The organism is Pseudomonas sp. Q11 (assembly GCF_024494355.1).
GTDB lineage: Bacteria > Pseudomonadota > Gammaproteobacteria > Pseudomonadales > Pseudomonadaceae > Aquipseudomonas > Aquipseudomonas hefeiensis.
Genome location: NZ_JAKNQY010000031.1, coordinates 24,035 through 46,319, shown reverse-complemented (window position 1 = coordinate 46,319; position 22,285 = coordinate 24,035). Strand labels below are relative to the sequence as shown.

At 58.3% G+C, this 22,285-nt stretch carries 16 protein-coding genes and 1 pseudogene; 12 read left to right on the top strand and 5 right to left on the bottom strand.

The features are described from left to right. Positions 1–39: 39 nt before the first annotated feature. Complete coding sequence (locus MA884_RS24525) at positions 40–1,836, bottom strand: DAHL domain-containing protein (RefSeq protein ID WP_256232937.1); 1,797 nt, start codon at positions 1,834–1,836, stop codon at positions 40–42. Between the two features lie 518 nt (positions 1,837–2,354). Between MA884_RS24525 and MA884_RS24520 the strand changes: the two genes are divergently transcribed. The 9 genes from MA884_RS24520 to MA884_RS24480 all read left to right on the top strand — a co-directional run bounded on the left by MA884_RS24520 (position 2,355) and on the right by MA884_RS24480 (position 15,169). Beyond that, on the top strand, positions 2,355–4,565 hold the full coding sequence (locus tag MA884_RS24520) for a bifunctional diguanylate cyclase/phosphodiesterase (protein WP_256232936.1): 2,211 nt from the start codon (positions 2,355–2,357) through the stop codon (positions 4,563–4,565). A gap of 162 nt (positions 4,566–4,727) precedes the next feature. Then, positions 4,728–7,727: a molybdopterin cofactor-binding domain-containing protein gene (locus MA884_RS24515; protein WP_256232935.1), complete on the top strand. Its 3,000-nt coding sequence runs from the start codon at positions 4,728–4,730 to the stop codon at positions 7,725–7,727. Then, complete coding sequence (locus MA884_RS24510; RefSeq protein WP_256232934.1) at positions 7,724–8,530, top strand: xanthine dehydrogenase family protein subunit M; 807 nt, start codon at positions 7,724–7,726, stop codon at positions 8,528–8,530. Before MA884_RS24515 ends, MA884_RS24510 begins: the two co-directional genes overlap by 4 nt. Positions 8,531–8,532: 2 nt before the next feature. After that, on the top strand, positions 8,533–9,033 hold the full coding sequence (locus tag MA884_RS24505) for a (2Fe-2S)-binding protein (RefSeq protein WP_256232933.1): 501 nt from the start codon (positions 8,533–8,535) through the stop codon (positions 9,031–9,033). A 5-nt stretch (positions 9,034–9,038) separates the two neighbouring features. Continuing rightward, a complete protein-coding gene (locus MA884_RS24500) occupies positions 9,039–10,577 on the top strand; it encodes an AMP-binding protein (protein ID WP_256232932.1) in 1,539 nt (512 codons plus the stop codon). 19 nt (positions 10,578–10,596) lie between these two features. Further along, on the top strand, positions 10,597–11,400 hold the full coding sequence (locus tag MA884_RS24495; protein ID WP_256232931.1) for an enoyl-CoA hydratase/isomerase family protein: 804 nt from the start codon (positions 10,597–10,599) through the stop codon (positions 11,398–11,400). A 183-nt stretch (positions 11,401–11,583) separates the two neighbouring features. After that, positions 11,584–12,936, top strand: coding sequence for an MFS transporter (locus MA884_RS24490; RefSeq protein ID WP_256232930.1), 1,353 nt, complete (start codon positions 11,584–11,586; stop codon positions 12,934–12,936). 218 nt (positions 12,937–13,154) lie between these two features. After that, positions 13,155–14,126, top strand: coding sequence for an XdhC family protein (locus MA884_RS24485; RefSeq protein ID WP_256232929.1), 972 nt, complete (start codon positions 13,155–13,157; stop codon positions 14,124–14,126). A gap of 188 nt (positions 14,127–14,314) precedes the next feature. Next, the gene (locus MA884_RS24480) at positions 14,315–15,169 is read left to right on the top strand and encodes an AraC family transcriptional regulator (RefSeq protein WP_256232928.1); all 855 of its coding nucleotides are present in this window, start codon (positions 14,315–14,317) and stop codon (positions 15,167–15,169) included. 96 nt (positions 15,170–15,265) lie between these two features. On the opposite strand, the gene MA884_RS24475 is transcribed toward MA884_RS24480, so the two are convergent. After that, the gene (locus tag MA884_RS24475) at positions 15,266–15,559 is read right to left on the bottom strand and encodes a DUF6388 family protein (RefSeq protein ID WP_256232927.1); all 294 of its coding nucleotides are present in this window, start codon (positions 15,557–15,559) and stop codon (positions 15,266–15,268) included. A 70-nt stretch (positions 15,560–15,629) separates the two neighbouring features. Further along, positions 15,630–16,373, bottom strand: coding sequence for an SPOR domain-containing protein (locus MA884_RS24470; protein ID WP_256232926.1), 744 nt, complete (start codon positions 16,371–16,373; stop codon positions 15,630–15,632). Positions 16,374–16,959: 586 nt separating this feature from the next. On the opposite strand from MA884_RS24470, the gene MA884_RS24465 reads away from it, so the two are divergent. Continuing rightward, positions 16,960–18,738 (top strand): monovalent cation:proton antiporter-2 (CPA2) family protein, encoded by a 1,779-nt coding sequence (locus tag MA884_RS24465; RefSeq protein WP_256232925.1) that lies wholly within the window; start codon positions 16,960–16,962, stop codon positions 18,736–18,738. Positions 18,739–18,744: 6 nt separating this feature from the next. Here MA884_RS24465 and MA884_RS24460 read toward each other — a convergent pair whose 3' ends face one another. After that, entirely contained in the window at positions 18,745–19,644 is a 900-nt protein-coding gene (locus MA884_RS24460; RefSeq protein WP_256232924.1) for a LysR family transcriptional regulator, read from the bottom strand. Between the two features lie 110 nt (positions 19,645–19,754). Here MA884_RS24460 and MA884_RS24455 point away from each other — a divergent pair, with 110 nt between their 5' ends. Both MA884_RS24455 and MA884_RS24450 read left to right on the top strand, forming a co-directional pair. Then, complete coding sequence (locus MA884_RS24455; protein ID WP_256232923.1) at positions 19,755–20,762, top strand: zinc-binding alcohol dehydrogenase family protein; 1,008 nt, start codon at positions 19,755–19,757, stop codon at positions 20,760–20,762. Positions 20,763–20,846: 84 nt separating this feature from the next. Next, a pseudogene (locus MA884_RS24450) lies at positions 20,847–21,044 on the top strand (putative quinol monooxygenase); the annotation flags it as partial. 43 nt (positions 21,045–21,087) lie between these two features. On the opposite strand, the gene MA884_RS24445 reads toward MA884_RS24450, so the two are convergent. After that, positions 21,088–22,071 carry an LLM class oxidoreductase gene (locus MA884_RS24445; RefSeq protein ID WP_256232922.1) on the bottom strand — a complete coding sequence of 328 codons (984 nt, stop codon included), beginning with the start codon at positions 22,069–22,071 and terminating at the stop codon, positions 21,088–21,090. Between the last annotated feature and the right edge of the window lie 214 nt (positions 22,072–22,285).

Genomic DNA, 22,285 nt, shown 5'->3' with positions numbered 1-22,285 from the left:
AGAAGGATGCTGCGCAGGCAGCCAACTCGCCGCAGTGGTTCAGGTATTGGCCAGTTCCAATGGGATCTCCAAGGTGAACAGGGCTCCCTGACCAGGCCCATCGCTCTGGGCGTGGAGACGGCCATTCATTTCAACCGCAGCCAAAGCACAGCTGTGCAAGCCAAATCCGTGGCCGTTCTTGCGGGTTGTAAAACCATGATTGAAGATACGGGCTTGATGCTCGGGCGCGATGCCTTCGCCTCGATCCTTGACGCTGAGGCATAACGTGCTCTGAGCGACGATCCGTATCCCCAGCGTCATTTCCCGCGGATGCCCGGAAACATTCGACATTGCAAATTTGGCGTTGCTGATCAGATTGATCAGGATCAACAGCAACCTGTGCTTGTCTCCCAGGATCGTGGGGGCGTCCTGGAAATCCTTGATGACCGTGACATGATGCCGGCTCAGTGCGCCCGAGTTCATACGTAATGCATCTTCGAACAGGTCACTGACGTTGAGCGGCTCAATCAATCTTGCGGCTCCGGCATAGGTCTGTTGGGTGGTGACGATTTCCTTGATGTGATCAATGCTCTTGGTCAGTTGTGCCAACTCTTCAATGAGCAGCCCTTGTTCGGCACTGATGGAATCGACCAGTTCATTGAAATAACGGGGCAGCAATTTGCCTTTTTCATCAAGCGTGATGAACTGGCCGAGGTCCCCGGCATGCTCATTCATCATCTTCACCGCCTTCCCGAGGCCGAGCGTCTTGCTGTTTTTCAGTTTGCGGGTTACCAGGTCCGCCGAAATATTCACGCTGTTGAGAACGTTCCCGACGTTATGCAACACGTTGGTGGCGATCTCGGCCATGCCGGCCATTCGCGCCGCCTCCACCAGCTCGCGTTCGGCCTGTATCAACTCGCGAGTGCGATCCTCCACCCGTTCCTCCAACCGGTCGTTGGAGGATTGCAGTTCATGGTTAATCTGAGTGATGAGCGCGGAGCTGCGAACCAACCGCGCGGCAAGGTAGATCATCAAAACGGCCATGAGGCCGGCACACACGGCCAAGTAAATATGATATTGGCGATCTGTCGCGGCTGTCCTGCGTTGGGTTTCGTTCAACAGCTCGTTAATACTGTCGAGCTCTTGGGCGACCGGGATAACGCTGATTCGATCGAGGAAGTCATTGACGATCGGTTGTTCCTGGATGATGGCTTCGACATGTTGTGTCAGGGCGGTGAAAGACGGCCGGTGGGAGACAGGCAAGCGATCGATGTATTGCTCCAGTGCATCCAACTGGCTCTGTACTTCCTGGGCCTTGTCCGAGGTGACATAAAGTGCGTATTCAAGCGTTGTCAATGTCAGATCCAGGATACTGGAAGCAACCGCCAGGCGATCCATCGGACTTTCGGCGTCCGTCTCTTTGAGCTGTGCCTGGATCTCGTCCTCGGTAAGCGGCAACGCATCCAGAGCGGTGCGTAGACGGGTGTTGTGTTGCTGGAACTGCTCCACCAGCAGGCTTTTGTTCTTCACCGCATCCACATAGCCCTGGCGCCTGGACGCCCAAAGGGCCGCCAGCGGGCCGCTATTGTTGAGCTGTTCCAATTGCTCCCATCGACTGGCCGCTTCCGGTGGCGGGGTCAGCGACAAATTGTTATTGATGCCGATCTTTTTTCGCAGGATTTTGACGTTCCAGTTGGCGTCCGATTGTTTGAGTTGCCGGATGAAATCCCGGGATTCGAAATAGGTGGAGGAGTCGTAGGTGTAGGACTTGACTAAAAAGAATATCAAGGCCGAAAACACTGCAAGCGCGACAGCCAATAAGGCGGGCCATTTATATTTTTTGATGAGGTTGGTCACGCGGTCCTCCCGTCAAGGCTCTTGATCGGGCAGATCGGTGAGTTGCCAAGACAAGGCAGGATTGCGGCGCTTGGGACGATGGGTGGAGTGTCTGCTTGGTGTTGTATAGGTGGCGTGGGTCTGCTTTTGCCTGGGTGCACGTTGAGCTCCCTGCTAACGGTGGCGTGGTACGTCAATGACGTGAGTGTAGCGCTAAGGAGGCGGGGCGATGGGGGAGGCCGGCGGCGGGCGCAGATTAAGTCGGCCGCCACAGTGGCGGCCGACTTTTAGCTCCCACTCAGGCGCGTAGTTTTCTCGCGGGAGAACCCTGTATGGCCGAGAAATTGCGGTGAGTCGAGAAAGCGAAATCAGCCAAACGGCTGCAATCTGATACTGTTTTTTATGTTGGATCTGAGGCTTTTTTTAGTGAGTCGGTGCTCTATAGAGTGCCCGTCCGACGCACTAGTGGACAGTGATCGGCCGCCACTATTTCTGGCTCTCTGAAGACCGGACGACCTCGAGAGTCTTCAGGAATCACCATGAATACTCGTCCCAGCTTTCACAGCAAGACCTTCCCCGAGTCGCAACGTGACATTCTCGGTATGATCGCGACCGATCATCATCTGGGCGAAATACTCTGCGCCATCTGCCAGATGCACGACGCACAGGCCCCCGAAACCTTCTGCTCTATCCTGCTCACTGATGCCGAGGGTAAACACCTGCTGAACGGCTCGGCGCCCAGCCTGCCGGCCGAGTACAGCGAGGCGATTCATGGAATGGCCATTGGTCCACAGGAAGGAACCTGCGGCGCCGCAGCGTTCCGGCGCGAGCTGGTGGTCACCGAAGACATCGCCCGGGACCCAAACTGGGAGCGTTTTCGCAGCCTGGCGCTGGGGCATAACCTGCGTTCCTGCTGGTCGGTGCCTTTGCTCTCCCATCAAGGAAGCGTGTTGGGTACATTTGCCCTGTACCAGAACCGGACCCACTTTCCGAATGAGGCGCAGATTCAACGACTGGGCCGCGCGGCCCAACTGGCAGTCATTGCGATCCGCCATGAGCGTGACGGCCAACGTCTGGAGGAAAGCGAACAACGTTTTCGTTCATTGTTCACTTACAACCCCAACCCGGTGTTCGCCCTCGATCTGGCCGGCAACATCCAGAGTGTGAATCCAGCAGGCCTTAAGCTAAAGCCGCACACCGCAACCGATTTTATTGGCCATCACTTTTCCCATCTGGTGCTCGAAGAAGACCTGCAACGGGTCAGTCAGCATTTTTCCGCAGCCCGCGCCGGAGCGCCTCAACGCTTCGAGGCACGGGTTCGCGATGAGGGAGAGAAACTGTTGACCATGGACATCTCTAACCTGCCGATCATGGTCAATGGAGAGATCGTTGGGGTATTTGGCATTGCCCGGGACATCAGCGAGCAGAAGCATTTCGAGCGCCAATTGAGCTTTAACGCCAGCCATGATCGGCTGACTGGTTTGCTTAACCGTGTTTCGCTTGAAGACCAGCTCATTCTGGACTGTCACATCAGTCGTCGGCGTAAGCGTCGTCTGGCGGTGATGTGCATTGATCTGGACGGATTCAAATCCATCAACGATTCGATCGGGCACTACTTCGGCGATCAGGTGCTGATTGAGGTGGCGCAGCGTATGACCCAGCAGGTTCGTCCTGGTGATACCATCGTGCGCATGGGCGGTGATGAATTTATCGTGCTGCTGCCGGACCTGCTTCGTGATGAGGACGTTGTACCGGTGGCCGAGCGCTTGATGGCCAGCATTGCCAAACCCTACTGCATCCAGGGCATGGACCTGCACGTGAGTGCAAGTGTCGGTATCACTCTGAGCGATGGTCACATCGAGCAGCCGATGCAGCTGATCCAGCAGGCTGACATGGCCATGTACAAAGCCAAGCAGCAAGGCCGCAACAACTTCCAATGGTACACCAGCGATCTTAATCAGCGCGTTTGCGAGCACGCGAGCCTGCGCAATGACCTGCAAAAGGCTATCGAAACTCAGTCGTTCAGGCTGCACTATCAACCGCAGATAGACGCGCGCACGGGGCGAGTGGTCGGGATCGAAGCGTTGCTGCGTTGGGAACATCCGGAAAAAGGATTCATCTCACCGGCGGTGTTTGTGCCGGTGGCGGAGGATAGTGGTCAGATCATCCCACTGAGCCTTTGGGTTCTCGATACAGCCTGCGCGCAGCTGCGCCAGCTAGGCGAGCAGGGCGTCACAGGAATCTCGATGGCCGTGAATATTTCGCCGATGCATTTCCAGCGTGGCCAGTTCGTCGAGTGTATCCAGACGGCGCTGAGCAAACACGGACTTAGCGCCGGACAGTTGGAGCTGGAGATTACCGAGTCGCTCTTGCTGCATAACGTTGAACAGGCGATCGATACGTTGCACCGGGTCAAGGCCTTGGGGGTGCGAATTGCGCTCGATGATTTCGGCACCGGTTTTTCCAGCCTCAGCTACCTCAAGCGTTTGCCCATCGACAAAATCAAGATTGACCGCTCGTTCATCCAGGAAATCGCCACCGACCATCACGATGCAGCGATCACCCAAGGCATTATTTCCATGGCCCATCACCTCAGCCTGACGGTGGTTGCAGAAGGCGTGGAAACTGCGTCTCAGGTGGCTTTTCTGAAGGGCAGCCGCTGCGATATTTTTCAGGGGTATTACTTTGCCAAACCGATGCCCTCTACAGAAATCGAAGCTTTCCTGAGCCAGCTCGCGTCCCATCCCTGACCGCCAATTCTGTCTGGTCCCACACCTGAAAATCAGACGCCAAGGCAAATTTTCAGACACCAGCGCAGAACTCCCTCTCCCCAGGCAAGGCGCTCCCTGCGCCTTTCTCACACACTCGGCTCTAACGCTATCGCGCTGCACAACAACAAGAGCCGCGAAAAAATGACTAGTTTCCAGCCTGCTACCGAAAGCCCGACCGGCCACATCGGCGCCCGTCAGACTCGTGTCGAGGATGCCGCATTGTTGCGCGGCCTCGGCTGCTATGCCGATGACGCTGCGATCCCTCCGGGTACGTTACATGCGGCGATCATCCGTTCACCCCACGCTCATGCGCGAATCACCTCGGTGGATTTTTCCAGTGCGCTGCTGATGAAAGGCGTGCACGGCGTGCTGGTCGGCGAAGATGTCAAACGCTGGGCGCTGCCGTTCCCGGTGGGTGTGCGGCAGCCGATGGAGCACTGGTGCGTCGCCGTGGACAAGGTGCGTTATGTCGGAGAGCCGGTGGCCGTGGTGATCGCTGAGAGCCGCTATCTGGCCGAGGACGCGATCGAAGGTGTGCGCATTGAATACGAACCGCTGCCCCCGATCATCGATCCCGAACTGGCCACTGCCGAACAGGCGCCGATCCTGCACGAAGCAGTCGGCAGCAACGTGGTCAACGAACGGCGCTTTCGTTATGGCGAGCCGGAGCAGGCCTTCGAGCAGGCACCGCACAAGGTCTCGCTCAAAGTGAAGTTTCCGCGCAGTTCCTGCACCCCCATCGAATGCTATGTGGTGCTGGCTCAGTACGAGCGCGCCACCGGCATTTATGACGTGCTCGCCAATTTCCAGGGCCCTTATGCGTTGCACACGGTCATGGCCAGGGCACTGAATGTGCCCGGTAACCGCTTGCGTTTACGCACACCGAAAGATTCCGGCGGCAGCTTTGGCATCAAGCAAGGGGTTTTCCCATACGTGGTGATGATGGGCCTGGCGTCACGCAAGGTCGGTGCACCGGTGAAGTGGGTCGAGGACCGTCTGGAACATCTTCAGGGAGCTTCTTCGGCCACCAATCGGGTGACCGAAATTGAAGCGGCGGTAGAAGCCGATGGCCGCATCACCGCGTTGCGTTATGACCAGATCGACGATTGTGGCGCCTACCTGAGAGCGCCCGAACCGGCGACTTTTTACCGCATGCACGGCAACCTGACGGGAGCCTACGCGATCCGCAATTTGCAAGTGCGTAACCGGGTGGTGCTGACCAACAAAACCCCTTCCGGCCTGAACCGTGGTTTCGGTGGACCGCAGGTGTATTTCGCCCTGGAGCGGCTGCTGCAACACATCGCAGTGCAGTTGAAGCTTGATCCGTTGGACGTGATCCACCGCAACCTGGTGCCGGCCGATGCCTTCCCTTATCGCGCGGCTGCCGGTGCGTTGCTCGACTCCGGCAATTACCAGGCTGGCATTGCCTTGGCGGCGGCTGATGGCGGTCTCGACGAGTTGCTCAAACGTCGTGATCAGGCGCGTGCCGAAGGCCGAATCTATGGCATTGGTTATGCCGCCGTCATTGAACCCTCGATTTCCAACATGGGATACATCACAACCGCGATGACACCCGAAGAGCGGCGCAAGGCCGGTCCGAAGAACGGCGCTGTCGCAACCGCAACCATCAACGTTGGCCCTTTGGGTGACGTCAGTGTGCACGTGTCCTCGGCACCGCAAGGGCAGGGCCATCAAACCACCGTGGCGCAGGTCGTCGCCGAAGTGCTTGGGGTTGCGCTGGAATCCATCGTGGTCAACGTCGAACTGGATACCCAGAAGGACGCTTGGTCGATTGCCTCGGGCAACTATTCCAGCCGCTTTGCCGGTGCTGTGGCCGGTGCAGTCTACAAGGCGGCGCTGAAAGTCCGCGATCGCCTCGCTGCGATTGCCGCCGAGCATTTGCAGGCCCGTCCTGAAGATATTCGTTTCGCGGGCGGCAAGATTTTCGTGGTCAATGGCGGGGCGGTGGCGCCATTCCATCGGATTGCCGGTGCGACCCACTGGTCGCCGGGCCTGCTGCCGGAAGGTGAAAGCGGCGGTCTGCGCGAAACCGCCTTCTGGAGCCCGCCGCAATTGGTGGCACCGGACGATCAGGACCAGGTCAATAGCTCGCTGTGCTACGGCTTTGTCTTCGATATCTGTGGTTTGGAAATCGACCGCATGACTGGTGAGATCCACATCGATCGCTACGTCACCTGTCATGACGCCGGCCGCCTGCTCAACCCGGCGCTGGTCGATGGCCAGATTCGTGGTGGCTTCACCCAGGGCCTCGGCGCGGCACTGATGGAAGAGTTCGCCTATGGCGAGGACGGCAGCTTCCTCTCTGGCACATTCGCCGATTATCTGGTGCCGACCGCACCGGAAGCGATCGAACCGGTGATCCTGCACATGGAAACGCCATCGCCATTCACCCCACTGGGCGCCAAGGGGGTGGGCGAGGGTAACAATATGAGCACGCCGGTATGCATCGCCAACGCGGTGGCCGACGCCCTTGGTCGCTCGGACATTCGTCTGCCACTGACGCCATCAAAAGTACGCACGCTTATCGGGATTGACGAGCCGCCAAGGCCCGCGGGCATGGAGCCCGATGAAAACCTGGACGCGGCACCTGCCGCTGGACCGGCACTGCGGGCCAACGACGCGGTGGTGATTCCTGCTTCGCCGCAACAGGTCTTCGATACCTTGCTCGACCCGCAAACGCTGGCGGCGATCATTCCCGGTTGTCACGACCTCGTGCTTGAAGGTGAAAACCGTTATCGCGCAGACGTCACCGTCGGCGTCGGCATGATCCGCGCGCGCTTCGAGGCCAAGGTTGCCCTGAGTGATCTGGACCCTCCGCATTCATTGCGTCTGTCCGGTTCCGGCAGCAGCTCGATGGGTTCGGCCCAGGGGCAGGCCAAGGTGCGTTTCGTCGAACTGGAAAATGGCCACACGCGTCTGGAATACCAATACCAGGTGGCGGTCAGCGGCAAAATCGCCGCAGTCGGCGGCCGAATGCTGCAAGGGGCCTCGAAAGTGATCATCGGACAAATATTTACTCGCCTGTCACAACGGGTCAGCGGCCAAGCCATCTCCACCGGCTGGTGGGCGCGGATGCGGGCCTCGCTTGGCGCGCTGTTTGGCAAGGGAGGTGCGCAATGAAACCGGCTGCTTTCGATTACGTTCGGGCTGACACTCGTCGTCAGGTGGTTGAACTGCTCGCCGAGTACGGCCAGGAGGCTCGCATCATCGCCGGTGGCCAATCGCTGATGGCGGTGCTGAACATGCGCCTGGCTCAACCCAAGTTGCTGATCGACATCAATCATGTGGCTGAACTGGCCTATATCGAACTGCGCAAGGATTGCCTGGCCGTAGGCGCCGGGGTACGACAGGCGCAACTGCTGGCGCGTTCGACCCTGATGGACGAGGTGCCTTTACTGGCACTGGCGATGCCCTGGATCGGCCACTTCCAGACGCGTAATCGCGGCACGGTCTGCGGTTCGGTGGCTCACGCCGACCCCAGCGCCGAGTTGCCGCTGTGCCTGGTGACGCTGGGCGGTGAGATCGTTCTGGAGTCGAAAAAAGGCAAGCGCATCGTCAAGGCTGCCGACTTCTTCCAAGGCATTCTCACCACCGACAAGCGTGCAGATGAACTGGTTGTCGAGGTGCGTTTTCCGCTCAAGCGCGAAGGCATCACTTATCGCTTCCGCGAAATCGCCATGCGCCACGGCGACTTTGCAATTGTCTCCCTGGCCGCGGCCATTGGCGCGGACCAGGTCGAACTTGGCATCGGCGGGGTCGCCGACCGTCCGCAACGTCGCAGCCTGCCTCGCGGTGCGGCGTTGCCGGACGCGCTCAATCAAACCGCCTGGTCGCTTGATGCACAGGACGACGTGCACGCCAGCGCTGCCTATCGCCGCCAACTGATTCGCGAGCTGGGTCATCAGCTGATTGAAGGAGTCTGAACATGCGTGTAACTGCCGACCAAACCTTTGCGATTCGCCTGGAACTCAATGGCCGCTCCCGTGAAGCCCTGGCTGAACCGCGGACCCAACTCTGCGACTTCCTGCGCCACGACCTCGGTGCCACCGGCGTCCATGTCGGATGTGAACACGGCGTCTGCGGTGCCTGCACGGTGCTGGTGGACGGGGTCGCCATGCGTTCCTGCCTGATGCTAGCGGTACAGGGGCACCAGCGGCGTATCGAGACTGTCGAGTCCCTGGCTGACGACGACACGCTGAGCGACCTGCAACAAGCTTTTCGTCGTCATCACGCCTTGCAGTGCGGCTTTTGCACTGCGGGCATTCTCATGTCCTGCGTGGATTTCCTCGAACGGGTACCCAACCCGGACGAGACCCAGGTACGCGACATGCTTTCGGGGCATCTATGTCGCTGCACCGGCTACACCGGCATCGTCCAGGCCGTGCTCGAAGTCGCTGCCCAGCGCCAAACGAACAAAGGGGTATAACAAAAATGTTCGATCTCGGACGCAGTTTCCTCGCTGCCGTTGAACGCCGACCGCACGCCGTGGCGGTCAGTGACGGTGCGTTGAAGAAAACCTATGAAGACTGGTTCGTTGATATCCAGAGCGCCGCTTGGGGCTTGCAATGCCTCGGGCTGCAACGCGGTGATCGACTGCTGGTAGCGATGCAAAACCGCTGGCAGATGGCAACCCTGCATTGGGCCTGTCAGTTTGCGGGCATCGTCATGACCCCGTTGAACTGGCGTTCGACTGCCGATGAACTGGGCTACTGCATCGAAGATGCGCAAATCCGTGCGGTGGCTTACGACGACGCTACCGTGACTGTCGTGGCCGGTTGCAGCGCCGCCACAAGGCTGCCACGGATCGCCGCCGGACTCCGTGCCGCCAACACCGACCTGAGTTTCGAGGAACTGTGTTCGCAGACCCCCTCCGGCATCATTTTGCAGGCCGACGCCGAAGACATTTCACTGTTGCTGTACACCTCCGGAACCACCAGCAAGCCCAAGGGCGTGCCCCGTCGGCACCGTTGTGAGCGCGCCGCGGCGGTTGCCCACGTAGCGCAAAACCTCTACCGCCAGAACGAGTGCACGCTAGGTGTCATGCCGCTTTACCACACCATGGGCGTGCGATCGCTGCTGTCCATGGCGCTGATCGACGGACATTTCGTCTGTGTGCCGAAGTTTGACGTGGAAGCCACGCTGCAGGCCATCGAGCGGGAAAAGGTCAGCAATCTGTACTTGGTGCCGACGCTCTACCACATGCTCATCGAACACCCGGCCTTTGCCCGTGAGCGAGTAGCCAGTGTGGAGAAAATCGGCTTTGCCGGTGCGCCGATGAGCGACGGTTTGATGCGTCGCGTCGAGCAGGCGTTCCAGCCGCAGTTGTTCGTCAATCATTACGGCAGCTCGGAGATCTACACCTTCACCATCGACCAGCAAGCCAGCCGCAAACCCGGTTCGTCAGGGCGCAGTGCAATGAACCAGCGCGTGCGCGTGGTGCCGATCGATGCTGAAACGGCCGACGTGCAGGTAAACCCATTGGAGGAGGGCCAGATCATCGCCGACCTGGCGAGTGACGAGGCGTTCGAAGGTTACCTGAACCGCCCTGAAGCGACCGCCAAGGCGTTGCGTGACGGATGGTATTTCACCGGTGACATCGGCTACTTCGATCTGGAGGGCGATCTGTTCGTCACGGGGCGTGTCGATGACTTGATCATCACCGGCGGCGAAAACGTCAGCCCGGCAGAAATCGAAAACATGCTCTCTCTGCACCCGGCGGTGGAAGAGGTGGTGGTGGTCGGTCTGCCCGACGAGCAATGGGGCAAGATTATTGCCGCGTTTATCAAGCTGCGCGCCGAGGTCTCGGAAGGCGACCTTGATGCCCATTGCATCGCTTCGGGCCTGGCCAAATTCAAGCGGCCACGGCGTTACCAGTTCATCGACCAGGTTCCCAAATCTCCAGTGGGCAAGGTGCTGCGGCGCGTGCTGCTGGCCCAATTCCAGGAACAGGCCTTGAAGGCCATCAGCTAATCATCCAGAGGACATTCCCATGCAACAACAAGCGATCCAGAAATTTCTCGACACCCAGTTCGATGGCTTCCAGGTTGACGTTGATGTGTCTCGCGAGCGCGCTGACATCATCCTCAACCGGGCGCCGTTGAACGTCATTTCCATGGGGCAGCGCGATCAACTGCGTCTGGTCTTCGAAGCCCTCGATGCACACAACGATGTGCGCGTCATCGTGCTGCGCTCGGTGGGTGAACATTTCTCCAGCGGCGGCGACATCAAGGGTTTCCTCGAGGCGTCGCCAGAGCACGTTTCAAAGCTGGCCTGGAACGTGGCGGCACCGGCACGTTGCGAAAAACCGGTGATCGTTGCCAACCGTGGTTACACCTTCGGCGTCGGCTTCGAACTGTCCCTGGCCTGCGATTTCCGCATCGCTTCGCAAACCACTCGCTACGCCCTGCCTGAGCAGAACCTGGGCCAGATCCCAGGCTCGGGTGGCTCCGCGCGTCTGCAGAAAATCATCGGCATCACCCGCACCAAGCACATGGTGATGCGCGCCAAACGCATCACGGGCGACCAGGCCTATGCCTGGGGTATCGCGACCGAGGTCGTGCCAGACACCGAATTGGAAAGCACCGTCGATGCGTTGGTCGACGAACTGCGTCGCTTCTCGCCGCTGGCCCAACGCACGGCGAAAAAACTGATCAACGACAACGAAGATGCACCGCTGACCGTCGCGATCGAAATGGAAGGTCACTGCTACAGCCGTCTGCGTAGCTCCAAGGACTTCAAGGAAGGCGTTGAAGCGTTTCACAGCAAGCGTGCGGCCGTGTTTATCGGCGAGTAAATCGTACCGGCGAACAGGCCCGGGGGTATGTTGGTAACGGCGTACACCTTACGGAGCAGGGCCTGCCGCCCCTTCAATGCAACTAAAAGGGCACATCAAGGTAACACCGCTGACCTGCTGATTACCCGCAACCCGCGCACCGGGATGCAGAACGTTTCGATTCACCGTTTGTGTGAGGCAACCATGACTACGACAACAACAATAACTGCATCACCCACCGACGCCGCTATCGATACACCGCAGATTCCACCGGGCAAGGCTTTGCTCGCGGCATTTGCCTCGACATTCGGCTGGGCGCTGGATTTGTTCGACCTGTTCATTCTGCTCTACGTGGCGCCGATCATCGGCCGTATGTTCTTCCCCTCGGACACCCCGACACTGTCGCTGGCCGCGGTGTATGCCTCGTTCGCCGTGGCCTTGCTGGTACGTCCGCTGGGCTCGGCGATCTTCGGCGCGTATGCCGACAAACACGGGCGCAAGCGTGCGTTGATGGTGTCGATGGTCGGCGTCGGTATTTCCACGGCACTGTTCGGCGCCTTGCCGACCATTCACCAGGTCGGGGTGTTGGCCCCGATACTGTTTTTGATCTTGCGGATCATTCAGGGCGTTTTCGTTGGCGGCATCGTCGCCTCCACTCACACCATCGGCACCGAATCCATCTCGCCGCGCTATCGCGGCTTGATGTCCGGGTTGATCGGTGGTGCCGGTGCCGGCATGGGCGCGCTGTTGGCGTCATTTACTTATCTGGTGTTGTCGGAGATCTTTCCCGGGGAGGAATTTGACGTCTGGGGCTGGCGCTTCATGTTCTTCTGCGGCTTGCTCAGCACGTTCTTCGGTCTGGTGATGTTCCGTTACCTGGAAGAAACCCCGGTCTGGCAGCAACTGCAACAAGCCCGCAAAACCAAGGGTCCGGCGGTGGTGGCCGTGTCGCCACTCAAGCGTCTGTTCGGTCGCGAGTACCGCGGCGTGATGCTGGTCAACCTGCTGATTACGTTCGGCGGCGGGGCTACGTATTACCTGGCCTGCGGTTATCTGCCGACCTTGCTCAACGTGGTCGCCAAAGTTCCTCATACCCAGACTTCGCAGATGCTCATGTACGGGTCGGTAGCGACGATTGTCGGCGCACTGGCCTTCGGTTACCTGAGTGACCTGATCGGTCGCAAGAAGACCTTCATGCTGCTGGGTGTGATCAACCTGGTGAGCCTGCCGATGATGTTCCTTGGTGTCGCCGAGGCGGGTTCGCTGACCCGCACTGCGTCGTATTGCGTGGGCATTGCCTTTATGGGCGGGGCGATCATCGCGCCGATCCTGATCTTCCTCAACGAACGCTTTGCCACCGAGTTGCGCGCCAGCGGCACTGGGTTGTCTTGGAACATCGGTTTCGCCCTCGGCGGAACCATGCCGACGTTTGTGTCCCTGGTCAGCAGCAGCCCGGCGCAGATCCCCGTGGTACTGGCGATTTTCGCCGCCGGTCTGTCGGTGATCTATCTGATCGGCAGCGTGGTGATTGCGGAAACCCAAGGAAACTTCAAATAAGGGCGGGGAGGCGCTCCAGGAGTTCGCAGATCAGGTGCAAGGTCCGTTCGGTTGCTTCGGTCTGGGGAAAGTGCGGCAGTTATCCAGCAACACACAGCTGCACGGCCCAGGCACCTGTCACTGGATGACCACCAGTTGCACGGGCGTGGGGTAGTAGTCTTTGCGACCCTGAATCACCAGCAGCGGCTTTACCACGCTTTGCTTGAGGTATAGAAAACATGCGCCATCTCGATGTTCAGGTGATCGACCAGGCACTGCAATGGGCTCGCGCCGGGCAGGAGCAGTGGCTATGCACGGTGCTCTCCACTTATGGCTCGGCGCCGCGCGCGCCGGGTGCGATGCTGGTGACCAATGGCTCGGGCGAACACGTCGGCTCCCTGTCGGGTGGCTGCGTCGAAGAGGCGTTTCTCGAAAGTCTGGCACGGGGTGAGTTACGCGAGCCGGCGCAGATCGTCAGTTATGGCGACAGCGTCGAGCAACGCCACCGTCTGCGATTGCCCTGTGGTGGCGTGCTGATCGTGCTGGTCGAGCACCGCGCTGCCAGTCACGAATGGCTCATGCACCTGGAGAGTCTGCAAGCGGCGTTACTCGGCCAGCGCCGTCTGCTGCGTCAGGTCGAGCTCAGCAGCGGTGCGTTGCGCCTGGACCCGGACACCGGACACGGCAACGAGCGGGTGCAAGTCGTCGATGAGACGGTGCGCATCAGTGTTGGCCCTGCGTTGCGGTTGATTCTGGCAGGACTGTCGCCGGTCGCTGAAGTCTGCGCCAGTTTCGCCCGCGCCATCGGCTGCGAAGTCATCGCCTGCGATCCCCGGGAAGAAATGCTGCATGTTCAGCTCGAGGGCGTGGAGATGCAACGTGTACTGCCCTCGATGTTCATTGCCGCTGGCGGTTGCCACGCAGCGACCGCGGTGGTGGCGCTGACTCATGATCCGCGAATCGATGATCTGGCGCTGATGGAAGCGGTTCACACCCCGGCATTCTACATAGGCGCCATGGGGTCTCAGGCAACCTCGGCCAAGCGCGCCGAACGGCTCAAACGCATCGGTGGTCTGACGGATGAACAGATCGCCCGTTTACACATGCCCATCGGCCTCGATCTGGGCAGTAAGGCCCCGGCGGAAATCGCTCTGGCGGTGGTGGCGGACATCCTGCGGGTTTATCACGGCAAAGAACGCCATGCCTTGTAAGGCGGTTTCTCCGACGAACGTGGGGGCTGCGAAAGTCGAGGTAGACGCTCGGTCATTCGCGCGCGATAGTGGCCAGCCAAATGTTGCTGAACCATAGAGCGATCGCCGGGGTTGAGAAATAGATAGACGCCCCGATGATATGCATTGTGGTCGGTAACAATATCGCTTTTAGCGAGCGGAGGAATCTGATGTCGATTGCCCAACGGGTTTTCCACGGCAAGTTTGGCCGGGTCGCCTTGCTGAATATGGATCGTTCGCTGGTCACCCACACCCATTCCGAATGCCATGTGCTGGTCAAAGTATCTGGCGAAGACACTTACTTCAACGTCAACGGTCGGCGGGTTCCGCTCAGCGATCGCACGGCGGTGCTGGTCAACGCCTGGGAGCCGCATTTCTACGATCCGCAGCCGGGTGCCGGTGCCACCGTCATCCTGGCGCTATACATCGAGCCCGCCTGGCTGGCCACTGCCCAGCAGTCGCTGGCGCTCAGCGGCCGGCCGGACTTTTTTGCCCAGTCGTGCATCGAGCTGTCGAGTCGTAATCGCACCCTGGCCGACATCCTGGTCGCCGAAGCGCATGGTTGTGGGATCGTGCCGAAAGAGCGCTTGGAGTTCATGCTGTTCGACTTCCTGATCGAACTGATCGAGGCCTTTTCCAGCTGGCGGCATTTGTCTCTACTGGGTGCGCCCAACACAGGTGAGTTCCGGGATGCGCGCGTGCGTCGTGGCACGGCCTGGTTGCTTGAGCACCTCGATGATCCGAACCCGATCGACAACGCCGCGCGGGCTTGTGGCCTGTCTCGGGCACACTTCTTTGCGCTGTTCAAGAAAGACACCGGCATGACGCCGACCCTGTTGCTTAACGACGCGCGCATGCGCCGGGCTTTTGCCTGGCTTGAGCGTGAGCGCAGTGGAACGTTGGGCCTGTTGTCGGAGAACCTTGGGTTCTCCGAGCAAGGTCATTTCACACGGTTTTTCCGTCAGCACATCGGAGCTTCACCCAGCCAGTATCGGCGTGTAGTGGATTGTTATGCGACGGTTTGAACCGAGAGGAGGGCGGGGGTATTGGGCATATTCCCGCCGATGAAGTGAGTCTTTCATCTTAAGCTGCGGTTTTATAGGCTATGAAATGTGTAGGGTTTATTGATTTCCCAGGAAGTCATAAATCTCTTTCATGCGCTCTTCGCGCATTAACTCAAGTTCTTCCTTGGTTTCGGCTACCCACTGCAGAATGAAGTCCCAGTAATCACAGTCGTGAGCATCCGCCTCTGCTTCAAATGCTTCTTGCAGAAATTGAAGGCGATACTCTTCTGGCGAGAGCCCGCAATTTTCAGCGAGGCTGTAGTTTAGCTCGCTAAGTTCAAGTTGTATCCGTAAGTTTGCGTCCAGGAATTTCTTCAGGGCGAGTTCGGCTCTAAGTTCTTTTGTGATCATGAATGCTCTCTTGCGGCGTGCAATAAGTAGTTGGTTGTTCGAGGCCGGCCCGGCGTTCAATCGGACTATGTCAATTTCCTGCCATCAACCATCCCCGAATGCTATGACTTTCATTCAGCTCTTTCACGACTCGAGCCGCGTCCTGCTTTTGTTTATACGGGCCGATGACGACAAAGTTGTTTTCTTTACGCGCTACCGGCAACTCCAGCTGCTTAATGGCTTTTGTGGCGCGATGACGGCTTGGTGTGTTCAACGCAATTTCGATCACCCACAGGCCGGATGAAGGCATGGCTGAAGCAGGTTTTGCAGCGTGTGAAATGAAACCGCTGCACGTCAAACACGGGCGCTCCAGCGTGATTATCGAGCCTGGCACGGTGCGAAAGACGTGCCATTGCGGAACAATCGTTTTTTTGCGGGCGAAGAGTGCCAAGAGAAGGCCGGCGCAAACAAGCAGACCGCTTAGAATAGATGTCCATTTGTTTGCCTGTGTGGGCAATGAAGGCAGTGTAAACACTGCTGTTTTGTCGGGTTTTTCGAGCAAAAACTGAACGGCGTCAGCCTCCGTCGAGCCGGATATGCGGGATTCGTTTTTGGCAAGGTGCGCGAGCCCGTCGGAATGTTTTGTACTGAGTTCAGCCGAAACTTTATTAGCGGTGTCATCGAGCAGTTGTTCGAGCGTTGCCACTTTCTTCTGGATGTATGAATTTTCAACGTTATTTTGACAGGTCGGTCCTGTGGACGTGTAGGTCAATAGCAGTACTGATAGCTGTCCAAAAACGCCAGTCACCAGGAAGCCCAAGCCAAGCTTTTGCACGGCACTATCTCCACGTCAAGTGAGTCGTTATTTTTTTGCAGTTCTTTCGGGTAAGCAGGATTCTATTGTTGATCCTGGAGTGGTCTAGATTTTTGAGTGCGTCAGTGTGCCCAAGCGCCAGAGCTAGTTGGCTACTTTATTGTTGTTTGAAAGAACATCGGCTTGCACTTTACAGCGTGTTGGTTGACGAAAAAGGCTCAGGTGATCGAAAACAAACCGTATCAGATGGGTTGCAGAGTGATCCATAAACCACTTGTATTTAAGGTGGGTGTCGTGGCCAAAGTTCGTTGTCCAAAATTCAAGGCCAGGCCTACGCGATCAGTTAAATGAAAGGATTGTTCGTCAGCCCTTTACGGTAAGGAGGGGGAAACGCTACTGATTTTTTTGTGCCCCCTTCAAACGATGCCGGTGTCCTGCACTACACTTCAGATGGCATTCCTACCCTGGAGCTTTCTTGGTGAACGCTCCAGATACTGTGCTTGGTCCTGAAGAATTTGCGGGACTGAGCGCTCAGCTTGGAAGCTCTGCTCAACACGCCTGGCCGTGGAAGCATTACCGGTCCTGATGTGGGATGAGGGTCAATGCTATGGCCGTTGAAGGCAATGCAGGACAATTAGTGGGTGTCGTCATTTTGCTTGCCGCAGCCGTGCTGGTAGTGCCGCTGTTCAAACGCATCGGGCTCGGCTCCGTGGTCGGTTACCTGGCGGCTGGCCTGATCATTGGCCCCTTCGGTCTGCAACTGTTCAATGACCCTCATACCATCCTCGATGTGGCCGAGTTGGGTGTGGTCATGTTTCTTTTTGTGATTGGACTGGAGATGAAGCCCTCGCACCTGTGGGATCTGCGCAGGCAGATCTTTGGGCTGGGCAGCCTGCAGGTGGTGGTTTGTGCTTGTCTGCTCACTTTTGTCGGCATGGCTTTTGGATTCCCTTGGCAGGTGTCATTTGTCTGCGCAGCGGGTTTTGTACTCACCTCCACGGCCCTGGTTATGCAAGTTCTCTCGGAACGTGGCGACATAACCGAGCCGAGAGGGCAGCACGTCGTGTCCATTTTGCTGTTTGAGGACCTGTTGATAGCCCCTTTGCTGGCGGTGGTGGCATTTCTGGCGCCCACTGAGTTGGCGAATGGACCCACGTCTCCCCTTTGGCAACGCATAGGTATCGCAGCACTGTCCCTGGGCGCATTGGTGGCCATCGGATTGTGGCTGCTCAATCCCCTGTTTCGGGTATTGGCCCAAGTCAAAGCGCGTGAGGTAATGACTGCCGCTGCGTTGCTGGTTGTGTTGGGCGCTGCGTTGCTGATGGAGCTCGGCGGCCTTTCAATGGCGATGGGTGCTTTCGCGGCTGGTGTGCTGCTGTCCGAATCCACCTTCCGCCACCAGTTGGAGGCCGACATTGAGCCGTTTCGCGGCCTGCTGCTGGGGCTGTTTTTCCTCGGAGTCGGCATGTCGTTGGATCTGCAATTGGTGGCCGAGGCCTGGAAGCTCATCATCTCCGGTGTACTGGCACTGATGCTGGTCAAGGCGCTGTGTATTTATGGGGTCGCGCGCCTCGCGAAAAGCGCTCATGACGACGCACTGGATCGCGCCTTGCTTATGGCGCAGGGTGGCGAATTTGCTTTTGTGCTGTTTGCCGAAGCGCTCAAACTCAGGGCCATCAGTCCTGAAGTCAACGCCAATATGACGGCTATTGTGGTGCTCTCCATGGTCATTACGCCGGTGACTTTATTGCTGTACAAACGGTTTGCTCGCGCGCGGACCGTTTCCATGGACGGTGTGGAAGCCGCACAGAATCTGAAATGCAATGTACTGATCATCGGTTTTGGCCGTGTCGGGCAGATTGCCTGCCAGGCGCCGCTCGCTCAGGGAGCGAAAATTTCTATCATCGATATAAATCCCGAGGTCATCCGCGCCGTGTCACCCTATGGTTTCAAGGTCTATTATGGCGATGGCGCCCGCCATGAGATATTGGATGCTGCTGGCGCCCATCACGCCCGCGCCATCATTATTTGTGTGGATGATAAAAAAGCCGCGACACGCATTGTCGAAAGTACGCGGCGCTACTGCCCGCAGGTGAAATTGGTGGTGCGCGCTTTTGACCGCGAACACTCGCTGGAATTGGTCAAACACGACGCCGACTACATCGTGCGGGAAACCTTTGAGGCCGCTCTGCTGCTCGGCCGTCAGGCCGTGCTAACTCTGGGGGCGTCTGAGCATGAAGCCGACGCGGTAATCGACGAAGTGCGCAAACGCGATGCTGAACGTTTTGCCTTGGAAACCTCGGGCGGCCTGTTTGCCGGACGAGCGTTGGTACTGGGGAATATTGAACACATTGATCCGCCGAGCCATGAAGCGCGGGATGCTTAGCGGACATCAATCGCAGTCATTGCGCTCCAGAGCCGCAAACTGACCACTCAACCACGTATAAAGCTGAGAAACCGCAGGGCTGATCTGCTTGCGATGTGGGCACACCAGGCTCAACGGTGAAACTTCTCCAGGATGATCTGGCAACAGCACAAGCAGTCGCTCTGCGGCGATATCTGCACTGACATCCAGCCAGGATTTGTAGGCGACACCTTCACCCTCCAACGACCAGCGTCGTACGACATCGGCGTCATCGCTGAACAATGGACCTGAAACTTGCACGGTTTGCCCGCCCAGGTTCCACTTGTCGTAGACCCGGCCATTTTGCAGATAGAGCAGGCAGGAATGCTTGCTCAAGTCAGCTGGCGTTTGGGGAGAACCACAGCGTTGCACATACTCCGGCGAGGCAACCAGCACCCGATGGTTCCACGGTGCAAGCGGCAGTGCCACGTAGTTGGCGTCTTCATTCGGGCCGTATCGAATCGCCACGTCCACCGGGTCGCGAAACAGATTGGCCATCTGGTCCGACAGGAAAAAACGCAACGTCAATTCTGGATGCTGACGGCGGAACAGCGTCAACCACGGCAGCAGTATATTGCGCCCCAGATCGGACGGCGCTGTCACTTGCAGTACGCCCCGCAGTGTGGCGTTCTCACCACGCAGGCTTTCCTTGCCTTGCTTCAGGGTCTCAAGCACTGAGTGAGCGGTGGGCAGATACTGCTCGCCCTCGGCAGTCAATCGCAGGCTGCGAGTGGTGCGGGCGAACAGGCGCACGTCCAGCTCGCGCTCCAGACGTTTGATTGCGGCGGCGACCTGACCAGGCAGTAGATCAGCCTCCAGCGCCGCTGCAGTGAAACTGCCCAGCGCGGCGCTGCGGAGGAATAAACCAAGATCATCGATGCGGATCATTTTCACTCCTGCAGTGAAAGTGTTGGCGCATTCTGCTTGTTTTTCTTTGTAGATGGGAAGTCGAAGATGGCTGCAAGTGAGCGCATCATCCCTTCAGACAGCGAGTTTCCATGAAAGCCATCACCTTTACCCAACACGCTTTGCCCATCGACAATCCACAAGCATTGATTGACATCAGCCTCCCGGTGCCCACAGCTGGCCCACGGGATCTATTGGTTGAAGTTCGCGCGGTATCAGTGAATCCGGTCGATACCAAAGTGCGTGCCGGTACTTTCACTAAAGAACCGAAAATCCTCGGTTGGGATGCCGCAGGCATTGTCCGCGAGGTCGGCTCTGAAGTGACGCTGTTTCAGCCGGGCGATGAAGTGTTCTATGCCGGCTCGATTGCCCGCACCGGCAGCTACAGCGAATTCCATTTGGTCGATGAGCGTATCGTCGGGCACAAGCCTCGTTCACTGAGTGCTGCCGATGCGGCAGCGTTGCCGTTGACCTCGATCACCGCCTGGGAATTGTTGTTCGACCGGCTCGGTGTCGTCGAAGGAGCGGGGGAGGGCAAGTACCTGTTGATCACTGGAGCGGCTGGCGGCGTTGGTTCGATGCTGGTGCAACTGGCCCGACAGTTGACCCGCCTTACCGTCATCGGTACCGCCTCACGGCAGCAAACCGCTGATTGGGTGCGGCAGTTGGGTGCACATCACGTGATCGATCACAGCCAGCCACTGCTCGCACAGTTGCAAGCGCTCGGCGTGCCGGAGATCGATTATGTCGCCAGCCTGACCCACACCGAACAGCACTTTGCACAACTGATCGACGTGCTCAAGCCGCAGGGGCGTCTGGGTGTGATTGACGATCCCGAAAGCCTCGATGTGATGCCGCTCAAGCGCAAGTCGCTGTCGTTGCATTGGGAACTGATGTTCACCCGCTCGCTGTACGAAACCCCGGACATGATCAACCAGCATCATCTGCTCGATCGGGTCAGCGCTCTGATTGACCAAGGTGTTCTGCAAACCACCGTGGGGGAGCACTTCGGTGCGATCAATGCGGCAAACATGCGTCGTGCCCATGCACTGGTCGAGAGCGGCAAAGCCTGGGGCAAGATCGTTCTCGAGGGGTTCTGATTCCGCTCTTCAGGTGAGCGCGGTTGCGGGCCCGCTGAACCGCCTGCGGCATCATTAGCCAAGTTTAATGTTGGAGAGTTGACGATGAACACGTCCAGTAACGTGTTGGTATCGATTGCCGTGCTCAAGGCCAAGGCAGGCAAAGAGTTGGCATTGAAACAAGAACTGCTGGCGCTGGTCGAGCCGACCCGCGCAGAGCCGGGAAATATCGATTATGTGTTGTTCAAGCTGCGTGACGAGCAGGGAACGTTTTACATGCGCGAGGCTTTCAGGGATCAGGCGGTGAACCGCACCACCTTGGCCTAGCGTGGAAGCGGCCGGCGTATCAATTCGCTTCGGGACGCGGCTGTACTCCGAATTGCGGAACGATGTGAGTACCCAGTTCCTCAATGACTTCCTCAGCAGGGCGCTTTCCATATTTGAGATTCAGGATAACGTGGTCCACTCCGATTTCCTCAAGTGACTCCAGCAAGTACCGGAGATGGTCGCGTCCGAGTCTGAACTCCAAATGAATGCGAGAGGGCTGGGTGGACGGGGTCTCATCGAGATCGATGTAAAGCGACTGAGTGAAGGGCTTATAGACGGGACCACATTGCTTCATGACCTCCAGCCGCCAATCTTCCACGATCAGTCGCTGCATGTTCGGTATGCGTGGATAGTTGATCCATCCGGTACTTTCGCGCGCGATCCAATCCAGTGACTGGCGGCTATTGCCGGTCACGAGCATTGGAATGACTTGGGTGGTGGGTTTCGGAATGAGGTCTGCGCCCCGCATCTCGCCACCGCTCCAGCGGATGGGTTCAAAGCTGGTGCTGTGGGCTTGGCGAATCACCTCGTAGTGCTCTCGAAAGATTTCTGCGCGCCTTTCGGGATCGACGCCAAAAGCCGAAAACTCCACCGGGCGATCGCCGGAAGCTACCCCCAGGATCAAGCGACCGGTGCTCAACTGATCGACGCTGGCTGACGCCTTGGCCGTGTGCAGAGGATGATGTAAAGGGATGGCAATGGATGCGGTGCCAAGCGCTATCTCCGACGTATGAGCGGCCATATAGCCCAGGTAAACCCAGGGGTCGAAGACTTGGCCGACATCGCCGAAACCAGGGTCCCGAAGGGGCACGTCGCGAAACCAGAGCGCGCAGAAGCCCAGCGCCTCTGCTCGTTTGGCCAATGCGACCTGGTTGAGCATGCTCGGAGTGTCCCCATCGAAGGCCTCCAAAGGAAAGAACAATCCCAAGCTCAAATGGCCCGGAGTGAAGGTTCGGCCGAACCCTCTATGCTGCTGATAAGGAATCGTGCTCGGCCGATACATACTCATCTTCCTCAATGGGAGAACGTGAACAGCGCCTCCATTTCCAGAGGTGCTGCGGCATCGGCCGCTTGGGAGCGACAGGTGGGGTAGTGCGTGTAGCCTTCTCGTTGCGCCGTATATGCTGGTCGGGTCGACCGACTTGAGAGGCCAGTTGTTGGCGATACGCGTGGGCAGGTCCGGACTTGGCGATGAGCGGACGGTCGAAGGAAATCAG